Annotated in this window: 24 protein-coding genes and 1 pseudogene; 11 read left to right on the forward strand and 14 right to left on the reverse strand. The window is 66.6% G+C overall.

Translation table 11 applies throughout. The features are described from left to right. Positions 1–214 (forward strand): annotated as a pseudogene (locus QOC76_RS05930) (hypothetical protein); the annotation flags it as partial. Positions 215–303: 89 nt separating this feature from the next. On the opposite strand, the gene QOC76_RS05935 reads toward QOC76_RS05930, so the two are convergent. The 4 genes from QOC76_RS05935 to QOC76_RS05950 are packed head-to-tail and all read right to left on the reverse strand — an operon-like array spanning position 304 to position 4222. Next, a complete protein-coding gene (locus QOC76_RS05935; protein ID WP_526355168.1) occupies positions 304–1056 on the reverse strand; it encodes a succinate dehydrogenase/fumarate reductase iron-sulfur subunit in 753 nt (250 codons plus the stop codon). Between the two features lie 2 nt (positions 1057–1058). Next, positions 1059–2990 (reverse strand): fumarate reductase/succinate dehydrogenase flavoprotein subunit, encoded by a 1932-nt coding sequence (locus QOC76_RS05940; protein ID WP_526355170.1) that lies wholly within the window; start codon positions 2988–2990, stop codon positions 1059–1061. Positions 2991–3034: 44 nt separating this feature from the next. Continuing rightward, complete coding sequence (sdhC, locus tag QOC76_RS05945) at positions 3035–3865, reverse strand: succinate dehydrogenase subunit SdhC (RefSeq protein ID WP_526355172.1); 831 nt, start codon at positions 3863–3865, stop codon at positions 3035–3037. Between the two features lie 54 nt (positions 3866–3919). Further along, positions 3920–4222: an Rv0250c family protein gene (locus tag QOC76_RS05950; protein ID WP_526355174.1), complete on the reverse strand. Its 303-nt coding sequence runs from the start codon at positions 4220–4222 to the stop codon at positions 3920–3922. 109 nt (positions 4223–4331) lie between these two features. Between QOC76_RS05950 and QOC76_RS05955 the strand changes: the two genes are divergently transcribed. From QOC76_RS05955 to QOC76_RS05980, 6 genes are all read left to right on the forward strand, one after another. Next, positions 4332–5093, forward strand: a complete 762-nt coding sequence (locus QOC76_RS05955) for an isocitrate lyase/PEP mutase family protein (RefSeq protein WP_526355176.1) — start codon at positions 4332–4334, stop codon at positions 5091–5093. 107 nt (positions 5094–5200) lie between these two features. After that, positions 5201–5491 carry a hypothetical protein gene (locus QOC76_RS05960; RefSeq protein ID WP_526355178.1) on the forward strand — a complete coding sequence of 97 codons (291 nt, stop codon included), beginning with the start codon at positions 5201–5203 and terminating at the stop codon, positions 5489–5491. Positions 5492–5500: 9 nt separating this feature from the next. Next, positions 5501–5995, forward strand: coding sequence for a hypothetical protein (locus QOC76_RS05965; RefSeq protein WP_526355180.1), 495 nt, complete (start codon positions 5501–5503; stop codon positions 5993–5995). A 75-nt stretch (positions 5996–6070) separates the two neighbouring features. Then, complete coding sequence (nirB, locus tag QOC76_RS05970; RefSeq protein WP_526355182.1) at positions 6071–8632, forward strand: nitrite reductase large subunit NirB; 2562 nt, start codon at positions 6071–6073, stop codon at positions 8630–8632. Positions 8633–8639: 7 nt separating this feature from the next. Continuing rightward, on the forward strand, positions 8640–8987 hold the full coding sequence (nirD, locus tag QOC76_RS05975; protein WP_526355184.1) for a nitrite reductase small subunit NirD: 348 nt from the start codon (positions 8640–8642) through the stop codon (positions 8985–8987). Positions 8988–9032: 45 nt separating this feature from the next. Then, a complete protein-coding gene (locus QOC76_RS05980; protein WP_526355186.1) occupies positions 9033–9263 on the forward strand; it encodes an ANTAR domain-containing protein in 231 nt (76 codons plus the stop codon). A gap of 6 nt (positions 9264–9269) precedes the next feature. Here the strand turns inward: QOC76_RS05980 and QOC76_RS05985 are convergent, their stop codons facing one another. The 10 genes from QOC76_RS05985 to QOC76_RS06030 form a co-directional block, all read right to left on the reverse strand. Next, complete coding sequence (locus QOC76_RS05985) at positions 9270–9842, reverse strand: DUF2231 domain-containing protein (protein WP_526355188.1); 573 nt, start codon at positions 9840–9842, stop codon at positions 9270–9272. A 32-nt stretch (positions 9843–9874) separates the two neighbouring features. Then, positions 9875–10531, reverse strand: a complete 657-nt coding sequence (locus tag QOC76_RS05990; RefSeq protein ID WP_526355190.1) for a sirohydrochlorin chelatase — start codon at positions 10529–10531, stop codon at positions 9875–9877. Then, the gene (locus QOC76_RS05995) at positions 10528–11676 is read right to left on the reverse strand and encodes a uroporphyrinogen-III synthase (protein ID WP_526355192.1); all 1149 of its coding nucleotides are present in this window, start codon (positions 11674–11676) and stop codon (positions 10528–10530) included. The genes QOC76_RS05990 and QOC76_RS05995 overlap by 4 nt, the downstream gene beginning before the upstream one ends. A gap of 122 nt (positions 11677–11798) precedes the next feature. After that, positions 11799–12578: a class I SAM-dependent methyltransferase gene (locus tag QOC76_RS06000; protein ID WP_526355195.1), complete on the reverse strand. Its 780-nt coding sequence runs from the start codon at positions 12576–12578 to the stop codon at positions 11799–11801. Between the two features lie 19 nt (positions 12579–12597). After that, positions 12598–13137 (reverse strand): GNAT family N-acetyltransferase, encoded by a 540-nt coding sequence (locus QOC76_RS06005; RefSeq protein ID WP_526355197.1) that lies wholly within the window; start codon positions 13135–13137, stop codon positions 12598–12600. A gap of 86 nt (positions 13138–13223) precedes the next feature. Further along, positions 13224–14114: a 5-oxoprolinase/urea amidolyase family protein gene (locus QOC76_RS06010; RefSeq protein WP_526355199.1), complete on the reverse strand. Its 891-nt coding sequence runs from the start codon at positions 14112–14114 to the stop codon at positions 13224–13226. Then, entirely contained in the window at positions 14111–14782 is a 672-nt protein-coding gene (locus QOC76_RS06015) for a 5-oxoprolinase subunit B family protein (RefSeq protein WP_526355201.1), read from the reverse strand. The genes QOC76_RS06010 and QOC76_RS06015 overlap by 4 nt, the downstream gene beginning before the upstream one ends. A 74-nt stretch (positions 14783–14856) precedes the next feature. Further along, positions 14857–15558 carry a queuosine precursor transporter gene (locus tag QOC76_RS06020; protein WP_526355203.1) on the reverse strand — a complete coding sequence of 234 codons (702 nt, stop codon included), beginning with the start codon at positions 15556–15558 and terminating at the stop codon, positions 14857–14859. 15 nt (positions 15559–15573) lie between these two features. Beyond that, on the reverse strand, positions 15574–16494 hold the full coding sequence (locus QOC76_RS06025; RefSeq protein WP_526355205.1) for an ABC transporter substrate-binding protein: 921 nt from the start codon (positions 16492–16494) through the stop codon (positions 15574–15576). A 64-nt stretch (positions 16495–16558) separates the two neighbouring features. Then, complete coding sequence (locus tag QOC76_RS06030) at positions 16559–17170, reverse strand: TetR/AcrR family transcriptional regulator (RefSeq protein WP_526355207.1); 612 nt, start codon at positions 17168–17170, stop codon at positions 16559–16561. 183 nt (positions 17171–17353) lie between these two features. Between QOC76_RS06030 and QOC76_RS06035 the strand changes: the two genes are divergently transcribed. From QOC76_RS06035 to QOC76_RS06050, 4 genes are all read left to right on the forward strand, one after another. Beyond that, complete coding sequence (locus tag QOC76_RS06035; RefSeq protein ID WP_526355209.1) at positions 17354–17920, forward strand: HlyD family secretion protein; 567 nt, start codon at positions 17354–17356, stop codon at positions 17918–17920. A 15-nt stretch (positions 17921–17935) separates the two neighbouring features. Continuing rightward, positions 17936–18613 (forward strand): IF2 family translation initiation factor, encoded by a 678-nt coding sequence (locus QOC76_RS06040; protein WP_526355211.1) that lies wholly within the window; start codon positions 17936–17938, stop codon positions 18611–18613. Further along, positions 18606–19061: a hypothetical protein gene (locus QOC76_RS06045; RefSeq protein WP_526355213.1), complete on the forward strand. Its 456-nt coding sequence runs from the start codon at positions 18606–18608 to the stop codon at positions 19059–19061. The genes QOC76_RS06040 and QOC76_RS06045 overlap by 8 nt, the downstream gene beginning before the upstream one ends. Positions 19062–19286: 225 nt before the next feature. Then, entirely contained in the window at positions 19287–20249 is a 963-nt protein-coding gene (locus QOC76_RS06050) for a ferritin-like domain-containing protein (protein WP_526355215.1), read from the forward strand. Positions 20250–20360: the final 111 nt, after the last annotated feature.

Below are 20360 nucleotides of genomic sequence, written 5' to 3' on the forward strand. Positions count from 1 at the left end.
GGCTGCGGTGGCGATGGACCCGGCGACGGCGGCACTGCCGGACGTCGCGATCGAGCGGGCGACGGCCGCGCTGCCCGCGGTGGCGATGGACCCGACGACGCCTGCACTGCCCGCGGTGGCGATGGACCCGGCGACGACGGCGCTGCCGCGCGTGGCGACCGACCCGGCGACGACCGCGCTGTCCGACGTCGATATCGAGCCCGCGACGGCATAGCTGTTCTCCGTCGCGGCGGAACGGACAACCGTGCGGGACGTCTCACCCAAGGAACTAGCTCCTCCGTCTGCTGCTCTTCGCGCAAGCGCTCATCGCCGGAACAGCTTGTTGCCCAACCAGACCACTGGATCGTACTTGCGGTCGGCCGCACGTTCCTTCATCGGGATCAGCGCGTTGTCGGTGATCTTGATGTGCTCGGGGCACACCTCGGTGCAGCACTTGGTGATGTTGCAGTAGCCGAGGCCGTTCTCGTCCTGCGCCTGCTCGGCGCGATTCTTCTTGACGTCCAGCGGGTGCATGTCCAGCTCGGCCTGCCGCATCAGAAAGCGCGGTCCCGAGAACGCGAGCTTGTTCTCCTCGTGGTCACGGTTGACGTGGCACACGTTCTGGCACAGGAAGCACTCGATGCACTTACGGAATTCCTGGGACCGGTTCACATCCTCCTGCTGCATCCGGTACTCACCGGGCTGCAGATCCTTGGGCGGCGTGAAAGACGGTATCTCCCTGGCCTTCTCGTAATTGAAGGACACGTCGGTGACCAGGTCGCGCATCACCGGGAACGTTCGCATGGGCGTCACCGTGACGACCTCGTCCTCGCCGAACGTCGACATGCGCGTCATGCACAACAGGCGTGGCCGGCCGTTGATCTCCGCCGAGCAGGACCCGCATTTGCCGGCCTTGCAATTCCAGCGGACGGCGAGATCGCCCGCCTGCGTGGCCTGCAGCCGATGGATGATGTCGAGCACCACCTCGCCGTCGTTGACCTCGACGGTGTAGTCCTGCAGTTCGCCACCGCTCGGGTCGCCGCGCCAGACTCGGAGTTTCGCGTCATAAGCAGCCATTTTCAGCCCTTCCGGTCAGGGTGCTCGGCGATTTGATCGTCGGTGTAGTACTTCTCGAGCTCGGACAGTTCGAACGTGGCCAGCAGATCGGGCCGCATCGCCGGCTGTTGCTCGGGGGTGACGGTCACGTCGGGCACGACGGCTTCGGTGCCGGCACCGTCGGTCACGGTGCGGCACACCAGCAGTGTGTTGCGCCATTTGGCGTCCATCTTCGGATGGTCGTCGCGGGTGTGGCCGCCGCGGCTTTCGGTGCGTTGCAGCGCCGCCTTGGCCACGCATTCGCTGACGAGCAGCATGTTGCGCATATCGATGGCCAGGTGCCAGCCGGGGTTGAAGATGCGACCGCCCTCGACGACGACGTTCGCGTAGCGCCGCTTGAGCTCGTCGATCTTGCCGAGGACCTCTTCGAGCTCCGCTTCCTTGCGGATAATGCCGGCGAGGTCGTTCATCGACTGCTGGAGTTCCGCGTGCAGCGTGTACGGATTCTCCGGATTGTCCTTGGGCTCGAACGGGTCCAGCGCCAGCGTCGTCGCGGCTTCGAGGGACTGCTCGGACACCTTCGGCCGGTCTGGCAACGCGCGCACGTAATCGGCGGCGCCGAGCCCGGCGCGGCGGCCGAACACCAGCAGGTCCGACAGCGAGTTACCGCCGAGCCGGTTGCTGCCGTGCATGCCGCCGGAGCACTCGCCCGCGGCGAACAGACCGGGCGTCGCCGCCCCGCCGGAGTCGGGGTCGACCTCGACTCCGCCCATCACGTAGTGGCAGGTCGGGCCGACCTCCATCTCGTCCTTGGTGATGTCGACCTCGGCCAGCTCGATGAACTGGTGGTACATCGATGGCAGCCGGCGCTTGATCTCCTCGGCGGGCATACGGGAGGCGATGTCGAGGTAGACGCCGCCGTGCGGGGTGCCGCGGCCCGCCTTGACCTCTTCGTTGATGGCGCGGGCCACCTCGTCGCGGGGGAGCAGGTCAGGGGTGCGGCGTGCGGAGTCGTTGTCCTTGAGCCACTGGTCGGCTTCTTCCTCGGTCTCGGCGTACTGCCCCTTGAACACGTCGGGGATGTAGTCGAACATGAAGCGCTTGCCCTCGGAGTTCTTCAGAACTCCGCCGTCGCCGCGGACGCCCTCGGTGACGAGGATGCCCTTCACCGAAAGCGGCCAGACCATGCCGGTCGGGTGGAACTGGATGAACTCCATGTTGATCAGGCCCGAGCCCGCACGCAGCGCCAGCGCGTGGCCGTCGCCGGTGTACTCCCAGGAGTTCGACGACACCTTGAACGACTTGCCGATGCCACCGGTGGCCAGCACGACCGCGGGCGCTTCGAACAGGACGAACTTGCCGGTCTCGCGGTAGTAGCCGAACGCACCGGCCACTCTTTTCCCGCCGGCGTGCTCGTCCAAGATCAGATCGGTGATCGAACATTCGTGGAAGACCCGGATGCGGGCGTCGTAGTCGCCGAGTTCCTTCTTGTCCTCCTGCTGCAGCGAGACGATCTTCTGCTGCAGGGTGCGGATGATCTCCAGGCCGGTGCGGTCGCCGACGTGGGCCAGCCGGGGATAGGTGTGACCGCCGAAGTTGCGCTGGCTGATCTTGCCGTCCTTGGTGCGGTCGAACAGCGCACCGTAGGTCTCCAGTTCCCATACCCGGTCGGGGGCTTCCTGCGCGTGCAGTTCGGCCATCCGCCAGTTGTTCAGAAACTTGCCGCCCCGCATGGTGTCACCGAAGTGCACCTGCCAGGAGTCCTTGGTGTTGACGTTGCGCATCGCCGCGGCACAACCGCCCTCGGCCATCACGGTGTGCGCCTTGCCGAACAGCGACTTGGTCACCACCGCTACCTTCAGGCCCCGCTCGCGTGCCTCGATCACCGCACGCAAACCTGCGCCGCCGGCACCGATCACGACAACGTCGTATTGGTGCCGTTCCAGCTCAACCATCAAACCTCACTCGTCTGTCGAAAATTACTTTGTGAATTAGCTTGCTAACCAATGAATCTCAGGTCGGAGATGGTGCCGCTGGCCACCAGCATGACGTAGAAGTCGGTCAGCATCAGGGTGCCCAGCGTGACCCAGGCGTACAGCTTGTGCCGGGTGTTGAGCCTGCTGATCTGGGTCCACATCCAGTAGCGAACAGGATGTTTGGAGAAGTGCTTGAGACGGCCGCCCGCGATGTGCCTGCACGAGTGGCAGGACAACGTGTAGACCCACAGCATGACGACGTTGACGACCAGGATCACGTTGCCCAGGCCGAACCCGAATCCGCCGGGCCCGTCTTCGGAGTGGAAGGCGATGACCGCGTCGTAGGTGTTGATCACCGAGATGATGCCGGCGATATAGAAGAAGTACCGGTGGGTGTTCTGGATGATCAGCGGGAAGCGCGTTTCGCCGGTGTATTTCGCGTGGGGTTCGGCCACCGCGCACGCGGTGGGGGACTGCCACACCGATCGGTAGTAGGCACCGCGGTAGTAGTAACAGGTCAGCCGGAACAGCAACAGGAACGGCAACGACAACGCGGCGAAGGGCAGCCACCACACGTCCGGCAGGATCTGCGGCCAGAAGTGGCTGGCCTCCGGCACACAGCCCTTGCTGATGCAGGGCGAGTAGAACGGCGTCAGGTAGTGGTACGCCTCGACGTAGTAATTGTTCTGCAGAAATGCTCGCACGGTCGCGTAGATCACGAATGCGGCGAAGCCGAGGTCGACGATGAGCGGCGACTGCCACCACCGGTCCGTTCGCAGGGTGCGCTGGGGAATCTCGGCGCGTGTCGGCGAGAAGACGCCGGTGGCCTTACGGTCGGCGGTGGGTGCGCTCACTTCAGTTTTCCAAGCCTCTCCGGTTCGGTGCTCCGCAGTGGGACGAAGCCTAATTCAGCCCCTGCTGTGACCCCCGACACCCTCGTCGTCGACGTCCCGCCAGAAGTCGGAGTCGTACTGGGTGTCCGGGATCGCGATCCGCTCTGCGGAGTGACGGTGACGGGTTACTCCGCGGGTGAGTTCTAACTCCTCGGCGTCGATATCGAGTCGGTCGATGTCGTTGAGGATCCGTTCGGCGTCGTTGACGATGCGCCGCATGGCGGGGGTGTCCCCGTATCGCGACGCCAGCGAAGTCACGCACCGGCGGAGTCCACCGATGAGCTCGTGCAGTTCGGCAAATTCGGTAGCGCTCGACATCAGACCTCCTTGGGCTGAAGGGTGTCTCGAATCACAGTACGACAGTCGATGCTAGCTACATCATGGTGATAGGGCGTGAGACCGGTCACGTGCACGGCGGAAGGGCGACATGACGGATACGCAGGTCCTCCAGGAGCGGGCAGCCGCCCTGCTCGAATTGCACCGGCCCGGCAAGCCCGTGGTGCTGCCGACGGTGTGGGACGCGTGGTCGGCGAAGCTCGCGGTCGACGCCGGCTTCTCGGCGCTGACCGTCGGCAGCCACCCGCTCGCCGACTCGATCGGCAAGGCCGACGGTGAGGTCATGACATTCGACGACGTCGTCACCCGCGTGTCGCAGATCACCGACGCGGTCGACGTCCCGGTGTCGGTCGACATCGAATCCGGCTACGGCGAGGCACCCACGCGGCTGATCGACGGCCTGCTCGGCGCCGGGGCGGTGGGGTTGAACATCGAGGACACGGTGCACAAGGAGGGTGGGCGGCTGCGGTCGTCGGCCGAGCATGCCGAACTCGTTCGCGCGCTGCGGGCCGCCGCCGACGGCGCAGGCGTGCACGTGGTGATCAACGCGCGCACCGATCTCTTCCTTCGCCGGGACGGCGACGAGTCCGACCGCGTCGACCGCGCCGTTGCACGGCTGATCGAAGCGGCCGATGCGGGTGCCGACGTGTTGTATCCGGTCGGGCGTCATGACCCGGATACATTGCGGCGCTTGACTTCCGAACTGCGGCTCCCGGTCAACGCCATCGCGATGCCCGACCAGTCGGATCCCGCGTCCTTCGGCCCGCTCGGTGTCGGACGGATCAGCTTCGGCCCCTTTCTGCAGGCGGCGCTCTCGGCGCGTGCCAACGAGCTCCTCGAGCGCTGGAGATGAAGCGGCCGTTGGACGGCGGCGGCTAGCATTCCGGCGTCCCTCATGATCATGATCCCGCGCACTGGTCCACTCGGTCAGGGACGATATTCGCCGCAGGCGCGGCCGCGGTGCTCCTGATCGTGGTGCTGATCTTCGCGGTCATGCGGACCTCCGACGATTCGTCGGCACCGCCCGACACGTTCGTCCCGCCATCGAGCAGCACGCCGTCGAGCACCTACACGACGTCGACCACGACGACGACCAGTTACACCAGGCCGAGCGCGCAGACCAGCGACCAGAACCTGCCGCCTGCCGGTCCGCCGCCCGATGACGGTGGGACGCCGACGCCGACGACCGTGGGCACCCCGAATTCGGGCACCGTCACCGAGACGGCGACGCTGCAACCGCCGCCGCCGTAAGCTGGCGGAATGACTATGTCGACGCGCTTCATGGCAGTCGCTGTGGCCGGGCTTGGAGTGGTCGGGTTGGGAACTGGTTCGGCTTCGGCGGAGGTTGCCGACGGCGGGATGGTCCCGCTCAGCTCCGTCTACAGGTCGTGCGATTTCACCCCATCCGCCTACGTCAACGCGACTGGCTTCGGTTCGGGCCACGTGTTCATTGGCACCGGGGGCACCGACACGGTGACCGCCGATGTGCGCCTTGCCATCGGCAGGCCGAATACCCCCTATCAGGTGCGGCTGATTCAGGGTCCCCGACCGGGGTCGCAGAAATGCAACGCCGGCGACCCGGGCGTCGTGAGCGGTGTGCTGAACACCGACGGCAACGGAACGGGTGCGGTGACGCTGCGCGATGCCGTGCGTTCGGGCACCACCAAAGCGTGGGTGTTCGTCGAGGGACCGCCGGATGACGGCCAGATCCGGGGCGAGTTCTACACCTCGGACGCCCTCACCAACCTGGAGTAGCCGCGGTGAGAACACCGTGATGGGCGCGTCACACGAGGCGACATCGCGGCAATATCAGCTGCCTAGCCTCGCGTCATGTCGTCAGATTCAACGCATGCCCGCCACGTCGTCGTGGTCGGGCACGGAATGGTCGGCCACCGGTTCGTGGAGGCCATGCGCGCCCGTGACACCGAGGCGACGTGGCGGATCACCGTGCTCGCCGAGGAGGCCGACGGCGCGTATGACCGGGTCGGCCTGACCGGGTACACCGAGCACTGGGACCGAAAACGACTTGCGCTGCCCGGCAATGACTACGCGGGCGACGGCCAGGTCCGGTTGCGGCTGGGCGTTCGCGTAATCGGTATCGACCGCGTGGCCAGGGCTGTCGTCACCGCCACCGGCGAGCGGGTGGACTACGACGCGCTCGTGCTCGCCACCGGCTCCTACGCCTTCGTTCCGCCGGTCCCCGGCCACGACCTGCCGGGCTGCCACGTCTACCGCACGCTCGACGATCTCGATGCGATCCGCGCCGACGCGATGGCCGCGCTCGCGGCGGGCCATGCACCGACCGGAGTGGTCGTCGGCGGCGGCCTGCTCGGACTCGAAGCCGCCAATGCGTTGCGCGCGTTCGGATTGCACGCCCACGTAGTCGAGATGGCGCCTCGCCTGATGGCGCAGCAGCTCGACGAGGCGGCCGGTGCGCTGCTGAGCCGGATGATCACCGAGCTGGGCATCGACGTCCACGTCGGCGTCGGCACGTCGTCGGTCGAGTCCGGCGAGCGGGGATCGGTCCTGGTCACGCTGAGTGACGGCACCGTCGTCGAGTCCGGTTTGGTGATCTTTGCGGCGGGCGTGCGTCCGCGCGACGAGCTGGCCCGCGAAGCCGGTCTCGAGATCGCCGAGCGCGGCGGCGTACTCACCGATCTCTCCTGCGCCACAAGAGATTGCAGCATCTATGCGGTCGGTGAAGTGGCCGCGATCGATGGCCGGTGCTACGGTCTCGTCGGCCCCGGCTATACCAGCGCAGAGGTCGTCGCGGACCGTCTGCTCGGCGGTGCCGCGGAGTTTCCCGAGGCCGACATGTCCAGCAAGCTCAAACTGCTCGGCGTCGACGTGGCCAGCTTCGGCGATGCGATGGCCGCCACCCCGGACTGCCTCGAGGTGGTGGTCAATGACGCCGTCAACCAGACGTACGCCAAGCTGGTGCTCTCCGACGACGCCAGGACGCTGCTGGGCGGAATCCTGGTCGGCGATGCGTCGGCGTACGGCATTCTGCGGCCGATGGTCGGCGAACCGTTGCCAGGCGATCCGCTCGCGCTGATAGCTCCTGCCGGATCTGACATCGCCGGTGGGACTTTGGGCGTCGGCGCACTGCCTGCGGGCGCCCAGATCTGCTCCTGCAACAACGTCACGAAGGGCGATCTCACCGACGCCATCGCAAGTGGCTGCGGCGACGTAGCCGACCTGAAGAAGTGCACACAGGCGGGCACCTCATGTGGGTCGTGTGTTCCGCTGCTCAAGCAGTTGCTGGAGGCTGAGGGCGTCGAACAGTCCACCGCGCTGTGCGAGCACTTCAGCCAGTCGAGGGCAGAGCTGTACGAGATCGTCTCCGTGACGTCGATCAGAACCTTTTCCGGGCTGATCGAGCGGTTCGGGACCGGGAAGGGTTGCGACATATGCAAACCCGTTGTTGCGTCGATCCTGGCGTCGACGAGCTCGGAGCACATTCTCGACGGCGAGCAGGCCTCGCTGCAGGACAGCAACGACCACTTCCTGGCCAACATCCAGCGCAACGGCAGCTACTCGATCGTGCCGCGGGTGCCCGGTGGCGACGTCACGCCCCAGCAGCTGATCCTGATCGGCGAGATCGCGCGGGATTTCGACTTGTACACCAAGATCACCGGCGGACAGCGCATCGACATGTTCGGCGCCAGGGTCGACCAGCTGCCCGAGATCTGGCGCCGCCTCGTCGAGGGCGGGATGGAGTCCGGCCACGCCTACGGCAAGGCGCTGCGCACAGTGAAAAGCTGTGTCGGCAGTGACTGGTGCCGCTACGGGCAACAGGATTCGGTGCAGATGGCGATCAACCTCGAACTCCGTTACCGCGGCCTGCGGGCCCCGCACAAGATCAAAATGGGCGTCTCGGGCTGTGCCCGTGAGTGCGCCGAGGCCCGCAGCAAGGACGTCGGCGTCATCGCCACCGAGAACGGCTGGAACCTCTACGTCGGCGGCAACGGCGGCATGACCCCCAAACACGCACAGCTGCTCGTGGGAGACCTCGACGACGACACCCTGGTCCGCTACATCGATCGCTTCCTGATGTTCTATATCCGCACGGCCGACCGGTTGCAGCGCACCGCACCGTGGCTCGACCAACTCGACGGCGGGCTCGACCACCTGCGCGACGTGGTGTGCAACGACTCGCTGGGGCTGGCCGAGGAGTTCGAAGAAGCGATGGCACGCCACGTCGCGGGCTATGCGTGCGAATGGAAGGGCGTGCTGGAGGACCCGGAGAAGTTGTCGCGGTTCGTCTCGTTCGTCAACGCGCCCGATGCACCCGATCCAACAGTGACGTTCACCAAGCGTGACGGTCGCATTGTGCCCGAGCCGCACGCGAGCAGCACAACCTACATGGGCATGCCGAACATTCGGAGGTAACCGAAAAATGTCTCTGCTCAACGACATCGGTGTGTGGACGACGGCGTGCGCATACGACCGGCTGATCCCCTGCCGCGGCGTCGGAGTCCTGCTGCCCGGCGGCGGACAGGCCGCGCTTTTTCGGCTCGACGACGGCACCGTGCACGCGGTCGGCAACATCGACCCGTTCTCGGGTGCCGCGGTGATGTCCCGCGGAATCGTCGGCGACCGCAGTGGCCGGGCCACGGTGCAGTCGCCGATCAAGAAGCAGGCGTTCGCTCTCGACGACGGCAGCTGTCTCGACGATCCGGGCCGTGCCGTGCAGGTCTACGAGACCAGGATCACCGCGGACGGCTTCGTCGAAATCTGCGGCTAGCGGATGCCGCGGTTTGCCCCTGCGTTTTTCGTGGTAACCATACGCATGTCCCAGAATCGCATCGCCGCAAGGCCCAGGCGATCCGTACGAAGGTATGGGCGGACGGATGTCATCCACGACGCGACTTCGCTGCTCATGGAGCGGTTCGGCCTCGACGCAGGCCAAGCCGTCGCTCAGCTGGTGAAGGTGTCCAAGCGGCACAGCGAGTCGATCGAGGCGGCCGCCAGAATGTGCGTCGACGCCGAACTGCGCGGCGACCGCCTGCTCGCGGCGTAACCGTATCTAAGCGGCGGCCCGAGCACGCTCGGCCAGTTCGAGATGCCCGATCGCGCGGGCGGTTTGCCAGCGATACATGCCCGCGCCCTGCGCATACGACAAGTGCCCGCCGAGGGCGCCGCCAACGCCGACCGTCAGCAACCCCAGCACGCTGAGCCATGTCGCGGTGCGGTGCCGTTCACGCCGCCGCGCCCGATACGACAACGCGAAAAACGCCACTCCGATCGCGTTGCTCGCGGCGTGCACGATGCCGACCCGCCGTTGGCGCTTCGTCAGAAGCGCGTAGTCGGCCCAGCCGGCGATGATGGCCGGCGGCGTCGCGACCAGCCCGAGCCCGACCAGCCGCCGGGCGGCGGTCCGGTCGCCGAAGCCGACGTCGAAGACGGCGGAGCTGATCCAGGCGCCGAGCGGAAGCATGACAAGCAGCGGATGGACCGGGTGCCCGAGCCACGAGCCGCGGACAAGTGACGCGAACCTACCGCTGCCGACCAGCCGACCTGCCACTGCGGCGCTACGGTCCGCGGGGCCATCGAGCGCCTCGACCGCCTCCACACTCTGCAAAATCCGGTGAACGTTCATCGCTGCGAGGTACCCGAACTCGGCACCGTCAATCAGCGTGTTCGGCGGAACCTGCTGGCGATCAGTCTGGCCATCCCGGGGTGGGTGCCAAGCGGCTCGGTGACCACGTCGGCGCCACTCATCCGCAGACGGTCCTGAAACAGGCCATCGGAAAGCAGGTATGACGCCACGACGACGCGGTGCGAGCCGCGCCGGCGCAACCCGGCCACACAGTCGGCCACCCGCGGTGCCCCGGTGGCCGCGAATGCCAGCTCGACGCGCGAACCGATCATCGCCGAGAGCCACGCCGCGGTGGTGTGCAGATCGCGCTGTGCGGTCGCATCCGAGGTACCCGCTGCCGCCAGCACCACCGAATCACCTTGTCGCCAGCCGCCTTCGACGAGTCGATGGGTCAGCGTCCGGACAATCTGGTGGCTCGGCCCGAGCGGCGGTGTGATCACCGCGTCGGTGTGGCCGCTGGCCGTGACATGCGCGGGGATGTCGACATTCACGTGATAGCCACGGGCGAGGAAGGCGGGAACCACTATGGTCGACGCGCTGAGCGCTTCCCGCGGCGTCGGCCCGATGACGTCCACGAACGCCACCTTCACCTGCCGGTCGAGCAGCCCGGAGACGCGTTCGGCCAACTCTCCTATCATCGTGACGCCCTCCGGCTTGCGTGTGCCGTGGGCCACCAGCAGAAGACTCACCGAGCCTGCGCAAGGGGTTCATCGACGGCCAGACGGTAGCCACGCTTGACCACAGTCGAAACGATGTTCTTGTCGCCCAGCGCCGTCCGCAGCCGTAGCACGGCGGTCTCCACCGCATGGGTGTCGGTGCCCGTGCCGGGAAGGGCGCGAAGCAGATCTGCCCGGCTCACGACGGCGCCTGGCCGATTGGCGAGCGCCCGGATCGTCGCCATCGCCGCCGGGGACAACTCCTTGACCGCGCCGTCGACCAGGACGCACGTGCCGCGGATCTCCAACAGGTGGCCGGCCACATGCAAGGTGCGCGACTGCAGCAACGGCAGCTCGTCGGTGATGTGGCGGGCCAGTGCGCCGAGCCGCATCCGTTCCGGAGCCGACGTGGGGACGCCGAGCCGGACCAGTGGGCGGGCCGTGACCGGACCGACGCACATGGCGTGCACGTTCACGCGGAGCGCGGTGAGCACCCGGTCTTCGATCTGCATTTCCCGCGCCCGCATCAACACCGCCGCGACCGCGGGAGCGGAGGTGAAGCTCACCGCATCGAACTTCTCGTCGGCGATACCCGCCACCAGCTGGTCGAAGTCACCGTTGCGAGGTACGGGATGCCACCGGTACACCCGGATCGGCACCACGTCGGCGCCTGCGGCACGCAGCTCGTCGAGGAACTCGGGGAACGGATCCCAATCCGCGGTGGCCCCGTGCAGTTGAACCGCGATGCGCTGACCGCAGATGCCGCCCTCGAGGAGGTAGTGCAGCAGTTCGCGTGACGATTCGGACTCCGGCGACCATTCCTCTGGCAGTCCCGCGGCGCGCAATGCACCGGTCGCCTTGGGGCCGCGGGACATAATGCGGGCCTTGCCCAGCGCGGTGATCAGTTCGTTGGCCAGACCCCAGCCGTCGGCTGCGGCGACCCAGCCACGGAACCCGATGCCCGTGGTCGCTATCACGATGTCGGGTGGCACGTCGATCAGCGATTCGGTGTGAACACGCAGCTCGTGGTCGTCGGGCAGCGGCACCATCTCGATGGCCGCCGCGCTGGTCACGCAGGCCCCGCGCTTGCGCAGCAGAGCGCTCAGCTCGTCGGCGCGGCGCGCGGAGGTCACCGCCACCCGAAATCCGGTGAGCGGTGCCCATTCGGGCTCACTCATGTGCTCAGTGTTCGCAGCCCGTGTTTCCGGGCGATGAACCGGTCATTGCCCAGGCATGTCGCCGCTCGCCGCGCCGTGAATTTCGTCTCACCGGCCAGGATGGGCGTCTGTGAGGTCCACCGTCAGTCGACCCGGTGGGCGTGCACGGCCGTGAACGGCAGGTGCACCCGATCGCCGTCGAGGAGGTCGGCGATGGTGGAGAACCGCGCCCTGACGCTGGCCATCTGTTCCAGTGCCTCAGCAGGCATCTGCTCCGCCATCGCAGGCGGAAAGTCCTCGTCTTCAGTGCCGAAGCCGGAAGCACTCGCCAAATACGTTGTCGGCCCGAGGAAATCGATGCGCCAGCCGTTCGCCGTCAACGTGTCGCGAAGGTTTGACTCAGGCACCGATCCCATCGGCGCGACGAGGCCGTTGACGTTGCCATCGGAAAAGCAGTACAGGTGCCATCGGGCACCGGGTCGCGTCGCGCGATACAGGCTCGCGGCGTAGGCCTGGCGGCCGTCGTCGTCGAGGCAGTGATAGAGCGCGCTGTCGACGACGGTGTCGAACCGGCCCTCGTAGCCGGTCAGGTCGGTCGCGTCGGCGACGCCGAAGGTCAGCGAGACGCCGGCCTGGGCTGCGCGGTTTCGGGCCTCCTCGATCGCAGTGGGCGAGCCGTCGAGACCGGTCACCGAATGTCCGCGCGACGCGAGAAAGATCGCGTTGTCGCCAAGGCCGCAGCCGATGTCGAGCACCTCGCCGCCGATGCCGCCGAGCGACTCGAGTTCCATCAGTCGTGGCTGCGCCTGCCGGATGTCCCACGGCACTCCCGTAGGCCGGGGTGCACCTTCCACGGCGGGCTCGCCGCGGTAGAGCCTGTCGAACGATTCTGGTGTCGGCTGAAAGGGTTTGGGCGTCGTCACTTCATCCAACCTACGCGCGTCACCACACGTCGCCGTCGCGCCAATCGCACGTGATCGACTCGCTCGTGTCCATGTCAAAAGCCAGAGGGAGCACGAAGATCGAACCGTCGTCGTCGGGAGTGCGCCGCACTCCGTCGGGCGTCAGTACCGAGGTCGGGCCGTGCCACTGCAGCCAGCCTCTCGCGGTGTACAAGGCTCGCCCGGCTTCCGAGGCGCTGAGCGCCCCGAGCGGGTAGGCGCCGCGGATCACCTGTTCGACGGCGTCCATCAGCGCGCCGGCCAACCCCCGGCCGCGCCAGTCCTCACGAACCGCGACGCCTTCGACATAGCCGCATCGAAGAGCCGAATTCCGGTAGATCAGGTGGCGCTGCACCACGGCGGCGTGGCCGATCAGTGCACCGTGATGCCAGATCAGCGCGTGCATGCCGCCGAGGGCGTGCTCCCAGTCGGCATCGGTGAAGTCGATCTCGCCGCCGTCGAAGGCTTCGATGACCATGCGACGGGCGTCGTCGCGGGCCTCGTTGTCGAGATCGGCGGTGTGGACCAGGCGGGCTGTCATTACCCCGAGCAGGCGAGCAGCGGCGTTATCCCCGCGAACGCGAGGAGCGGCGTGACTCCCAGTAGGCACACCACGTGTCTACCCGCTCAGGAACCGTTGTGGAAGGGTCGGCGTGGCCGCGACCAGTGCAGCCGGACCGTCTGCCCCGGCCGGACCTGCGCGATCCGGTCGATGTCCTCGTCGATCACGACGCCGGTCACCGGATAGCCGCCGGTGACCGGGTGATCGGGCCCGAGGATCACGGGAAAACCGTTCGGCGGCACCTGAATCGCGCCGCGGGTGGCACCCTCACTGGGGAGTTGGCGGTCGCCGTACCGATACTCCAGCGGCATGCCGACCAGTCGCATGCCGACCCGGTCGCTGCGGTTGGTGACCTGCCAGTTCGTCCGGACCAGCATGTCGGGATCGGTGAACCAGTTGTCGCGCGGGCCCGGCACCACCGACAACTCGACGATCTCCTCGTCGATCGCGGCCACCGGCGCCTGTTCCAGTTCGGGGAACTCCTCGGTGTGGTCGCCGATCGGCAGCAGATCGCCGGGTTGCAGCGGCAACGGGCCGACGGACGACATCACGTCGTAACTGCGGGAGCCGAGCACGGGTGCGACATCGATGCCTCCGCGGACCGCCAGATAGGATCGCAGCCCGGAGTGCGGGGCGCCGAGCGAAATCACCTGGCCGTCGTGAGCATAGTGAATACTGTTGGTGCCGAACGGAACTCCGTTGACAGCCGGATCGGTGTCGGCACCCGTCACCGCAACGGCCACGTCCCCTCCGCGGACCCGTGCGCTGAAGCCGCCGAACGTCACCTCGATGGTGGCACGATCATTCGGGTTGGCAACCAATCGGTTGGCCAGCTTGTGCGCTCCGCGGTCTGCGGCGCCCGATCGCGTCACACCGAGGTGCGCCATGCCCTTGCGGCCGAGGTCCTCGACCAACGCCAGCGGACCGGTGCGCAGGATCTCCAACGTCGCCGTCATGCCGATGCCTCCCGGAACTGAACCCACTGACCCGGCGTCAGCAGTGCGGGCGGGTCGCGGTCGACGTCCCACAACGCCGCCTGCTCTTCGGAGGTGTGGCCGATCAACTGCCAGCCACCTGGTGACTCGCGGGGGTAGACGCCGCTGAACTCGCCTGCCAGTCCGACCGCTCCGATGGGAACCTTGGTTCGCGGTTCCGACCGCCTCGGCACCTTGAGCCGTTCGTCGCCGCCGACCAGGTAACCGAAACCGGGTGCGAAACCGGCGAAACCCACCCGCCACGGGGTCTGCGTATGTGCGGCGACGACTTCGCGCGGCGCCAGACCTGTCAGGTCCGCGACCTCACCGAGGTCGGCGCCGTCGTAAACCACATCGATTACCACGTCGGCCCGGCCGTCGATCGGCGCGGCGGCCTGCTCGAGGCTTTCCGGTGCCAACCTCAGCTTGCTGAGCTGCTGCCTGGCGACGCCCTGGTAGCGCGGGCCATCGAGCTTGATGAGCACCGTTCTCGAGGCCGGAACGACGTCGACGACGCCGAGCAGATCGGCGTGCCGAACGACGTCGGCCCACGCCAATACCTCCGCTGTGCTGTCGAACTGCAGCAGCACCGCCGCATCGCCGTAGTCGGTGACTCTGCCGATCACCATCGCGTCCGTTGTCACGGTCATCTCCCAAAGCTACCGCCCGGTAGGGTACGAAGCCGCAGCTCTATGAGGGTTGCCAGAGCTGCCTTACCGAAGCCTCAGACGGCAGTCCCATATGTGGGCTCGCGGCGCTTGATGAAGGCGATCACCCGGTAGGTGACGGGCAGCATGACCACCTCGACGGCGGTCTTGTACAGCCAGCCCTGCGCCGTGTAGACGGCGAAGACACCGAAACTGTTGATCCCGATCGCGTTGGCGGCGATGCTGCAGAAGACCAGGGTGTCGCCGAGCTGGCCCGCGAACGTCGACCCGACCAGCCGCGCCCACAGGTGCTTCTCCTTGGTGCGTTCCTTGATCAGCACCACCACCCACGCGTTGATGGTCTGACCGACGATGAAGCCGGCAAGTCCCGCCACGATCAGCTGGGTGTAGGCGTGAACGACGTTCTCGAAATGCGCCTGGTTGGCGTAGAAGTCGGCGGCGGGTAGGTAGATGGTGATCCAGAGGGCGGCTGCGGCAAGGATATTCATCGCGAAGCCGAGGAAGATCACCCGGCGCGCGGCCTTGAACCCGTACACCTCCGACAGGACGTCGCCGATCACATAGGTCAGCGGGAAGACGATGAAGCCGCCGTCGGTGATGATCGGGCCGAACGCCACGCCTTTGGTCGCGGTGATGTTCGAGATGATCACCAGCGCGGTGAACACCGCGGCGAGCACCGGGTAGTAGACCGTTCCGACCGCAGCGAATGCCGCTTGCGGCTCTTTCGCCGGGGTCGTTTCACCTCGCGTGCGGTCCACCCGGCTATCAAACCGTCAGCCGAGCACCCTGGCCAAGGCGGGTGGCAATTGATCGGCGACCAGGGCGTAGGAGAGCGGCGAGGCGAACGCGATGGCGCCTGCGAGGTCTTTGCCGGTGAACACATTGCGGTTGGCGGTGGTCGCAGTCAGCCCGGCGACGGTCGGGTCGGCCAACAGCGCGGCCTGTTGGTCGTCGCTTTCGGTCGCCCAGATCAGGATGTCGGCCCCGTCGAGCACCGAAGGCACCTTGTCGCGGGGGATCACGCTGCCGCCGGTGCCCGGAACCACGAATCCCATCCGGGTGAGGAAGTCGGCGCGCCAGCCCGGGGTCACGACGTGCACGGTGTCGTCGACGAACGCGCCCTCGAGCAGGAGCACCTTCTTGCCCGTGAACTGCGGGTTGTTCTTGCCCACCTCGGTGAACTTGTCGTCGACGCCTTTGACGAGCGCCGCCATTTCATCGAACTTGAACACGGCCTGACTGATCGAGGCGGCCTGGTCCTTCCACGGCTCGAAGAAGGCGTCCTGGCCGGACTGCGGGATGGTCGGAGCGATCTTCGACAACTGGTTGTACGAGTCCGCATCGACGCCCGCATTGGTGGCGACGATGAGGTCGGGTTTCAGTGCCGCGATCCTGTCGATCTGGATGCCGTTGGAGAGATCGAGGACCTCGGGTTGCGCCCCGCCGAGTTTGGGCAGCGCCCACGGCCACACACCGAACGGCTCGTCGCCCCACCAATTGGTCACCGCGATCGGTACGACGCCAACGGCCAGCAAGTCGTCCTGCTCGGTGAAGCCCGCGCTGACCACCCGCTTCGGGGTGGCGGGGACCTTCGTCTCGCCGAACGCGTGCTTGACCGTGACGGAACCGTCCTTGGCCACGTCTCCCGGCTTCTCCGAACCGCATGCGGCGACGGTGGCGACGGCTGCGGTCATCGCCAGAAAACGTCGCCTCGACCAATCTTTCGACACCACGGGAGCGTAACCCGCACGCAGCTAACTAGTGCGAAGCGCAATCAGCGAGCCCGCGCAACACCACCGCGAGGCCGAAATCGAAAGCGTCGTCGGCCCGGCCGGGCTTCGGTCCTCCGGTGGCGAGTGCCGCGGCCAGTTCGGGTCCGACTTGGGCACCCGTCTCCCATGGTTCGACAGGTGCGGCGAGATCCAGTGCCGATCCGAGCACGAAGCAATCCATCAGCGTGATGGCGCGCAGGGTGTCGGCGTCGCTGAAACCCGCCCGGTTCAGGGTTGCGGCGAGCGCGTTGTACATCGTGAATGCGTGGCTGCTGTTCACCGCGTGGGTGGTCAGAAGCGGGATCAGCCGTGGAAAGCGCGCATAGCTGCGGCGGAACGACCGCAGGATCTCCGCGACGGTCTCGGTCCACGGCCGGTCGGGCTCGTCGGCGGGCATGGCCACCTCGGACATGGCCAGCTCTCGAAGCAACTCGACGATCTGCTCGCGCCCGGAGACGTGGTTGTACAGCGACGATGGGCTGACCTTGAGGCGGCGGGCCAGCTCAGGAATCGTGAAGCCGCCCGTCGCACTCACCAAATCCATTGCGGCGCTTGCAATCAAGTCTGCTGAGAGCAGGGGAACCGGAGGCCGACCCATGAGACCACACTAAACGAAAGCCATTCGTTTCGGATCGCAACCGGCTTCGACTCGGCTCGTCCGCACGGAAACGGAAGTTGCAACGGCTGGCTAAGAAGTTTGAACCTGTCGAATCGTGGAACTTAATGCTCGGGTTCCAACGATGGGGCATCGCAATTTTCTGCTGTTATCAGGAAGGAACAGATGACCGAGCACGAAAAGGCTGACCAATCGCGCAAAGGGCTGATCGACGCGATCAAGGGCAGGGCCAAGGAGGTCGTCGGCGCATTGACCAGGAACGATTCGCTTACCGCCCAGGGCCAACTTGACCAGGCCGAGGCCAAGAAGCGTCGGGAGGCAGGCAGGCTGGAATCGGTCGCGGACGCCGAGGCCGCCGAAGCGGCGGCTCAAGCCGACGAGGCGAAAGTGGAAAGTGCGCAGGAGCGAAGCGCGGTGAGCGCGGAAGCCGCCGCGCGAGAAGATGCGATCCGACGCGATCAGGCCGCTGCGAAGCGCGATGCCGAACAAGCCGGGGCCCGCGACGCTTCGAGGAAGACGGTGCAGGCCGAGGTGAGGGCCCAGCAGCTCGAGCAGCAGGCGAAAGCAGAGGAGCGTCTAGAGGTCGATGCGGCGCAGGCGGAGGTCGCCGACGCCCTCGACGACCAGCAGGAAGCGGAGCGCGAGTCGGCCGCTGCGCGTGCCGAGGCCCAGCGCATCAGACGACAGGCCGACGGCTTGTCCGATACCGCCGACGTTCCTCGAGACCGTTAAGGAGTAGTTGTAGCGATGAAGATCACCGATGTTCCGTTCGCGGTACTGCGACTGCAGTACCAGCTCGCACGCTTCCCGCTCCAAGTGATCGAGACGCAAGTGGTGGGCCGGATGGATACCGAAGCACCCGCGCGACTGCTCTATGAGCGTTCGTTGGGCCGGCTGGATCTGGCTGTCGGTACGGCACTGGGCGCAGCGGATCTGGAGCAGCGCGGTGCGGCGCTGCTTGAGCGAAGTGATGCGCTGGCTCATGCGGCGAGGCTCGACACGGCGGCCGATCGAACCGTCGAGCAGTCCGAGGCCGAACTGAAAGATGCCCTTGACGCCGCGGCGCAGGTCCGGCAGGAAGCGCCCACAGAGAAACAGGAGGCAGTCATGGAGGCGCGGGTAGGTGCCGCGCACGAGAAGGCCGCAGCAATCCAGAATGCCGAAGACCGTGTCGCGCAGGCGAAGAAGCAGACGGACAAGGCTGCCGCCCAGCGAAAGAATGCCGTCGAAGCCGCCAAGCGGGAAGAGCAGGACAAGATCCGCGCGGCGGAGCAAAGCGTAACCGCGGTTGCCACGGCGAAAGCCGAGGACGCTCAGGAGAAGCGCAGCGATGCCGCCACCAAACTCGCGGAGGCCAACAGGGTGGGACAGCTGGCCGACTCCGAAAAGCAGGCGCGTCGCAGTGATGGAACCGACGATGCCTGATGTAGGGAAAGTCGTGGGCCGGGTGGTCGGAGCTGCGCGAGCCGTCGGCGAGCGTGCCGCCGAACGCGTCGGTCTTGCTGGGCAGAGCCGCCAAGATCAAAAGCCGTCGCCGGCCGAAAAGGTGCCGGCAACGAAGGCCCCGTCGAAGAAGGCCCAAGCGAAGAAGGTGGCCGGCGCGCCTGCGAAGAAGGGCGCCGTGAAGGTGGCGCCGGCGAGGAATGTGGCGTCGGCGAGGAAGGTGGCGTCGGCGAAGAAGGTGGCGCTGGCGAAGAAGGCGGTCGCACCCGCGAAGAAGGCGGTCGCACCCGCGAAGAAGGCGGCCGCACCCGCGAAGAAGGCGGCCGTCAAGAAGGTGGCGAAGAAGGCGGCCGTCAAGAAGGTGGCGAAGAAGGCTCCGGCCAAGGCGCCGAAGAAGGTCCCTCCGCGCCGCAACGACACCGGACTGTAGGGCGCCGGCGGTTCCAGACAACTGGCTGCACTTGGTATTGGCCGTCGGAATGCTCTTGTTGGGAACTGTTTTGGGTCGCCCCGGCAATGCCGCTCACCTGCGGGCTCGCCATTAGTGACCAACGCGACAATCCAATACGTTATATCCGAGCACGTTCCGGGTAGCCGAACAGTGGTGCGCCTCGCGCCGACAAATCCACGTAGACGCTGAGGGAGAGATCTACCTATGACAACACCCGATACGACCACATTGCTCGCCCAGTTGCGCGCGATCCTCGATCTGACGAACACCGAAATACAGGTTGCCGAAACGCGCGTGGCGCAGGCGAGAACCGAAGCCGTGCAACGCGAATTGACGCAGAACGCCGCCAACGGCCGTGCTCGCGCCGAGGCCATCGAATCATCGATCCGTGAGCTCGGCGGCTATCCCGACGTCATCGGCCCGTTCATCGGGCGTGCCGCCGCCGCGGTCAAGGCCCTTACCGAGCAGGCCCAGCCGTTCGACGAGGCGCTGCTCGGCGATCTTGCGCTCGAGCATCAGCTGCTCGATCGAGCGCGCTACATCAAGGCGCTCGCGGTTGCAGTCAGCCACAAGGACATTGAGAAGCTCGCCGAGCGTCTCATCACTGCACACAGCGCCACCGTTGACTGGCTGACCACCGTGCTGGCCGAGGACGCCCTCGGTGGTCCTGCCGCCCTGCGGCGCACGCCGTTGCAGGCCGCGACGGGTGCCGCCGTGCGGTTGGCCTACATCCCGGTGTCCCTGTCGGCCCGCGGGCTGGACAAGGCGATCGACACGGTTCGCACGGCTCCGCCTGCGTTCGGTGAGCTCCTCAGCCGCGGCGCCCAGGCACGCGACGTCGCACTGAAGACGCTGACGGCATCAAGGGACGCCGCCCTGGAGACGGCGGAGAAGGTCGTCCGGGGCGAGGGTGCCGACGAGGCTGCCGATGCGCTGCACTCGGTCCGGACCGCGACCGGTGCGCTCGATCCCGACGAACTGCCCATCGCCGACTACACCGAGTTGAACGTCGGTCAAGCGGTAGCTGCCGTGAAGGACCTGACCGAGCCGGCCGACATCCGGGCGATCATCGCGTTCGAGGAAGCCAACAAGAACAGGCAGGGCGTGGTCTCTGCGGCGCAGACCAGGCTGGCCGACATCGCCAAGAAGGTCGTCGGTATCAGCTGAGCTGACTCAGTCAAGTGCCCCGGTGCCCAGAGCGGCGCCGGGGCACTTTGACGCTTGTCAACGGATGTGTCAGCCCGCACAATAAACGAAAGTCATTCGTTTTAGGAGTGG

The sequence above is a fragment of the Mycobacterium sp. genome (genome assembly GCF_032159565.1).
In the GTDB taxonomy this organism is placed as follows: Bacteria; Actinomycetota; Actinomycetes; order Mycobacteriales; family Mycobacteriaceae; genus Mycobacterium.

Bases quoted from the DNA above. Each gene is read 5' to 3' on its own strand.
- QOC76_RS06035 (WP_526355209.1), top strand. From the start codon at position 17,354: ATGACCGAGCACGAAAAGGCTGACCAATCGCGCAAAGGGCTGATCGAC.
- QOC76_RS06050 (WP_526355215.1), top strand. From the start codon at position 19,287: ATGACAACACCCGATACGACCACATTGCTCGCCCAGTTGCGCGCGATC.
- QOC76_RS06045 (WP_526355213.1), top strand. From the start codon at position 18,606: ATGCCTGATGTAGGGAAAGTCGTGGGCCGGGTGGTCGGAGCTGCGCGA.
- QOC76_RS05950 (WP_526355174.1), bottom strand. From the start codon at position 4,222: ATGTCGAGCGCTACCGAATTTGCCGAACTGCACGAGCTCATCGGTGGA.
- QOC76_RS06030 (WP_526355207.1), bottom strand. From the start codon at position 17,170: ATGGGTCGGCCTCCGGTTCCCCTGCTCTCAGCAGACTTGATTGCAAGC.
- QOC76_RS06005 (WP_526355197.1), bottom strand. From the start codon at position 13,137: ATGACAGCCCGCCTGGTCCACACCGCCGATCTCGACAACGAGGCCCGC.
- nirD (WP_526355184.1), top strand. From the start codon at position 8,640: ATGTCTCTGCTCAACGACATCGGTGTGTGGACGACGGCGTGCGCATAC.
- QOC76_RS06010 (WP_526355199.1), bottom strand. From the start codon at position 14,114: ATGACGGCGACGTTGGAGATCCTGCGCACCGGTCCGCTGGCGTTGGTC.
- QOC76_RS05995 (WP_526355192.1), bottom strand. From the start codon at position 11,676: ATGAGTGAGCCCGAATGGGCACCGCTCACCGGATTTCGGGTGGCGGTG.
- QOC76_RS05935 (WP_526355168.1), bottom strand. From the start codon at position 1,056: ATGGCTGCTTATGACGCGAAACTCCGAGTCTGGCGCGGCGACCCGAGC.
- QOC76_RS05980 (WP_526355186.1), top strand. From the start codon at position 9,033: ATGTCCCAGAATCGCATCGCCGCAAGGCCCAGGCGATCCGTACGAAGG.
- QOC76_RS06040 (WP_526355211.1), top strand. From the start codon at position 17,936: ATGAAGATCACCGATGTTCCGTTCGCGGTACTGCGACTGCAGTACCAG.
- QOC76_RS06015 (WP_526355201.1), bottom strand. From the start codon at position 14,782: ATGACCGTGACAACGGACGCGATGGTGATCGGCAGAGTCACCGACTAC.
- QOC76_RS06025 (WP_526355205.1), bottom strand. From the start codon at position 16,494: ATGACCGCAGCCGTCGCCACCGTCGCCGCATGCGGTTCGGAGAAGCCG.
- QOC76_RS05940 (WP_526355170.1), bottom strand. From the start codon at position 2,990: ATGGTTGAGCTGGAACGGCACCAATACGACGTTGTCGTGATCGGTGCC.
- nirB (WP_526355182.1), top strand. From the start codon at position 6,071: ATGTCGTCAGATTCAACGCATGCCCGCCACGTCGTCGTGGTCGGGCAC.
- QOC76_RS05955 (WP_526355176.1), top strand. From the start codon at position 4,332: ATGACGGATACGCAGGTCCTCCAGGAGCGGGCAGCCGCCCTGCTCGAA.
- QOC76_RS05965 (WP_526355180.1), top strand. From the start codon at position 5,501: ATGACTATGTCGACGCGCTTCATGGCAGTCGCTGTGGCCGGGCTTGGA.
- QOC76_RS05985 (WP_526355188.1), bottom strand. From the start codon at position 9,842: ATGAACGTTCACCGGATTTTGCAGAGTGTGGAGGCGGTCGAGGCGCTC.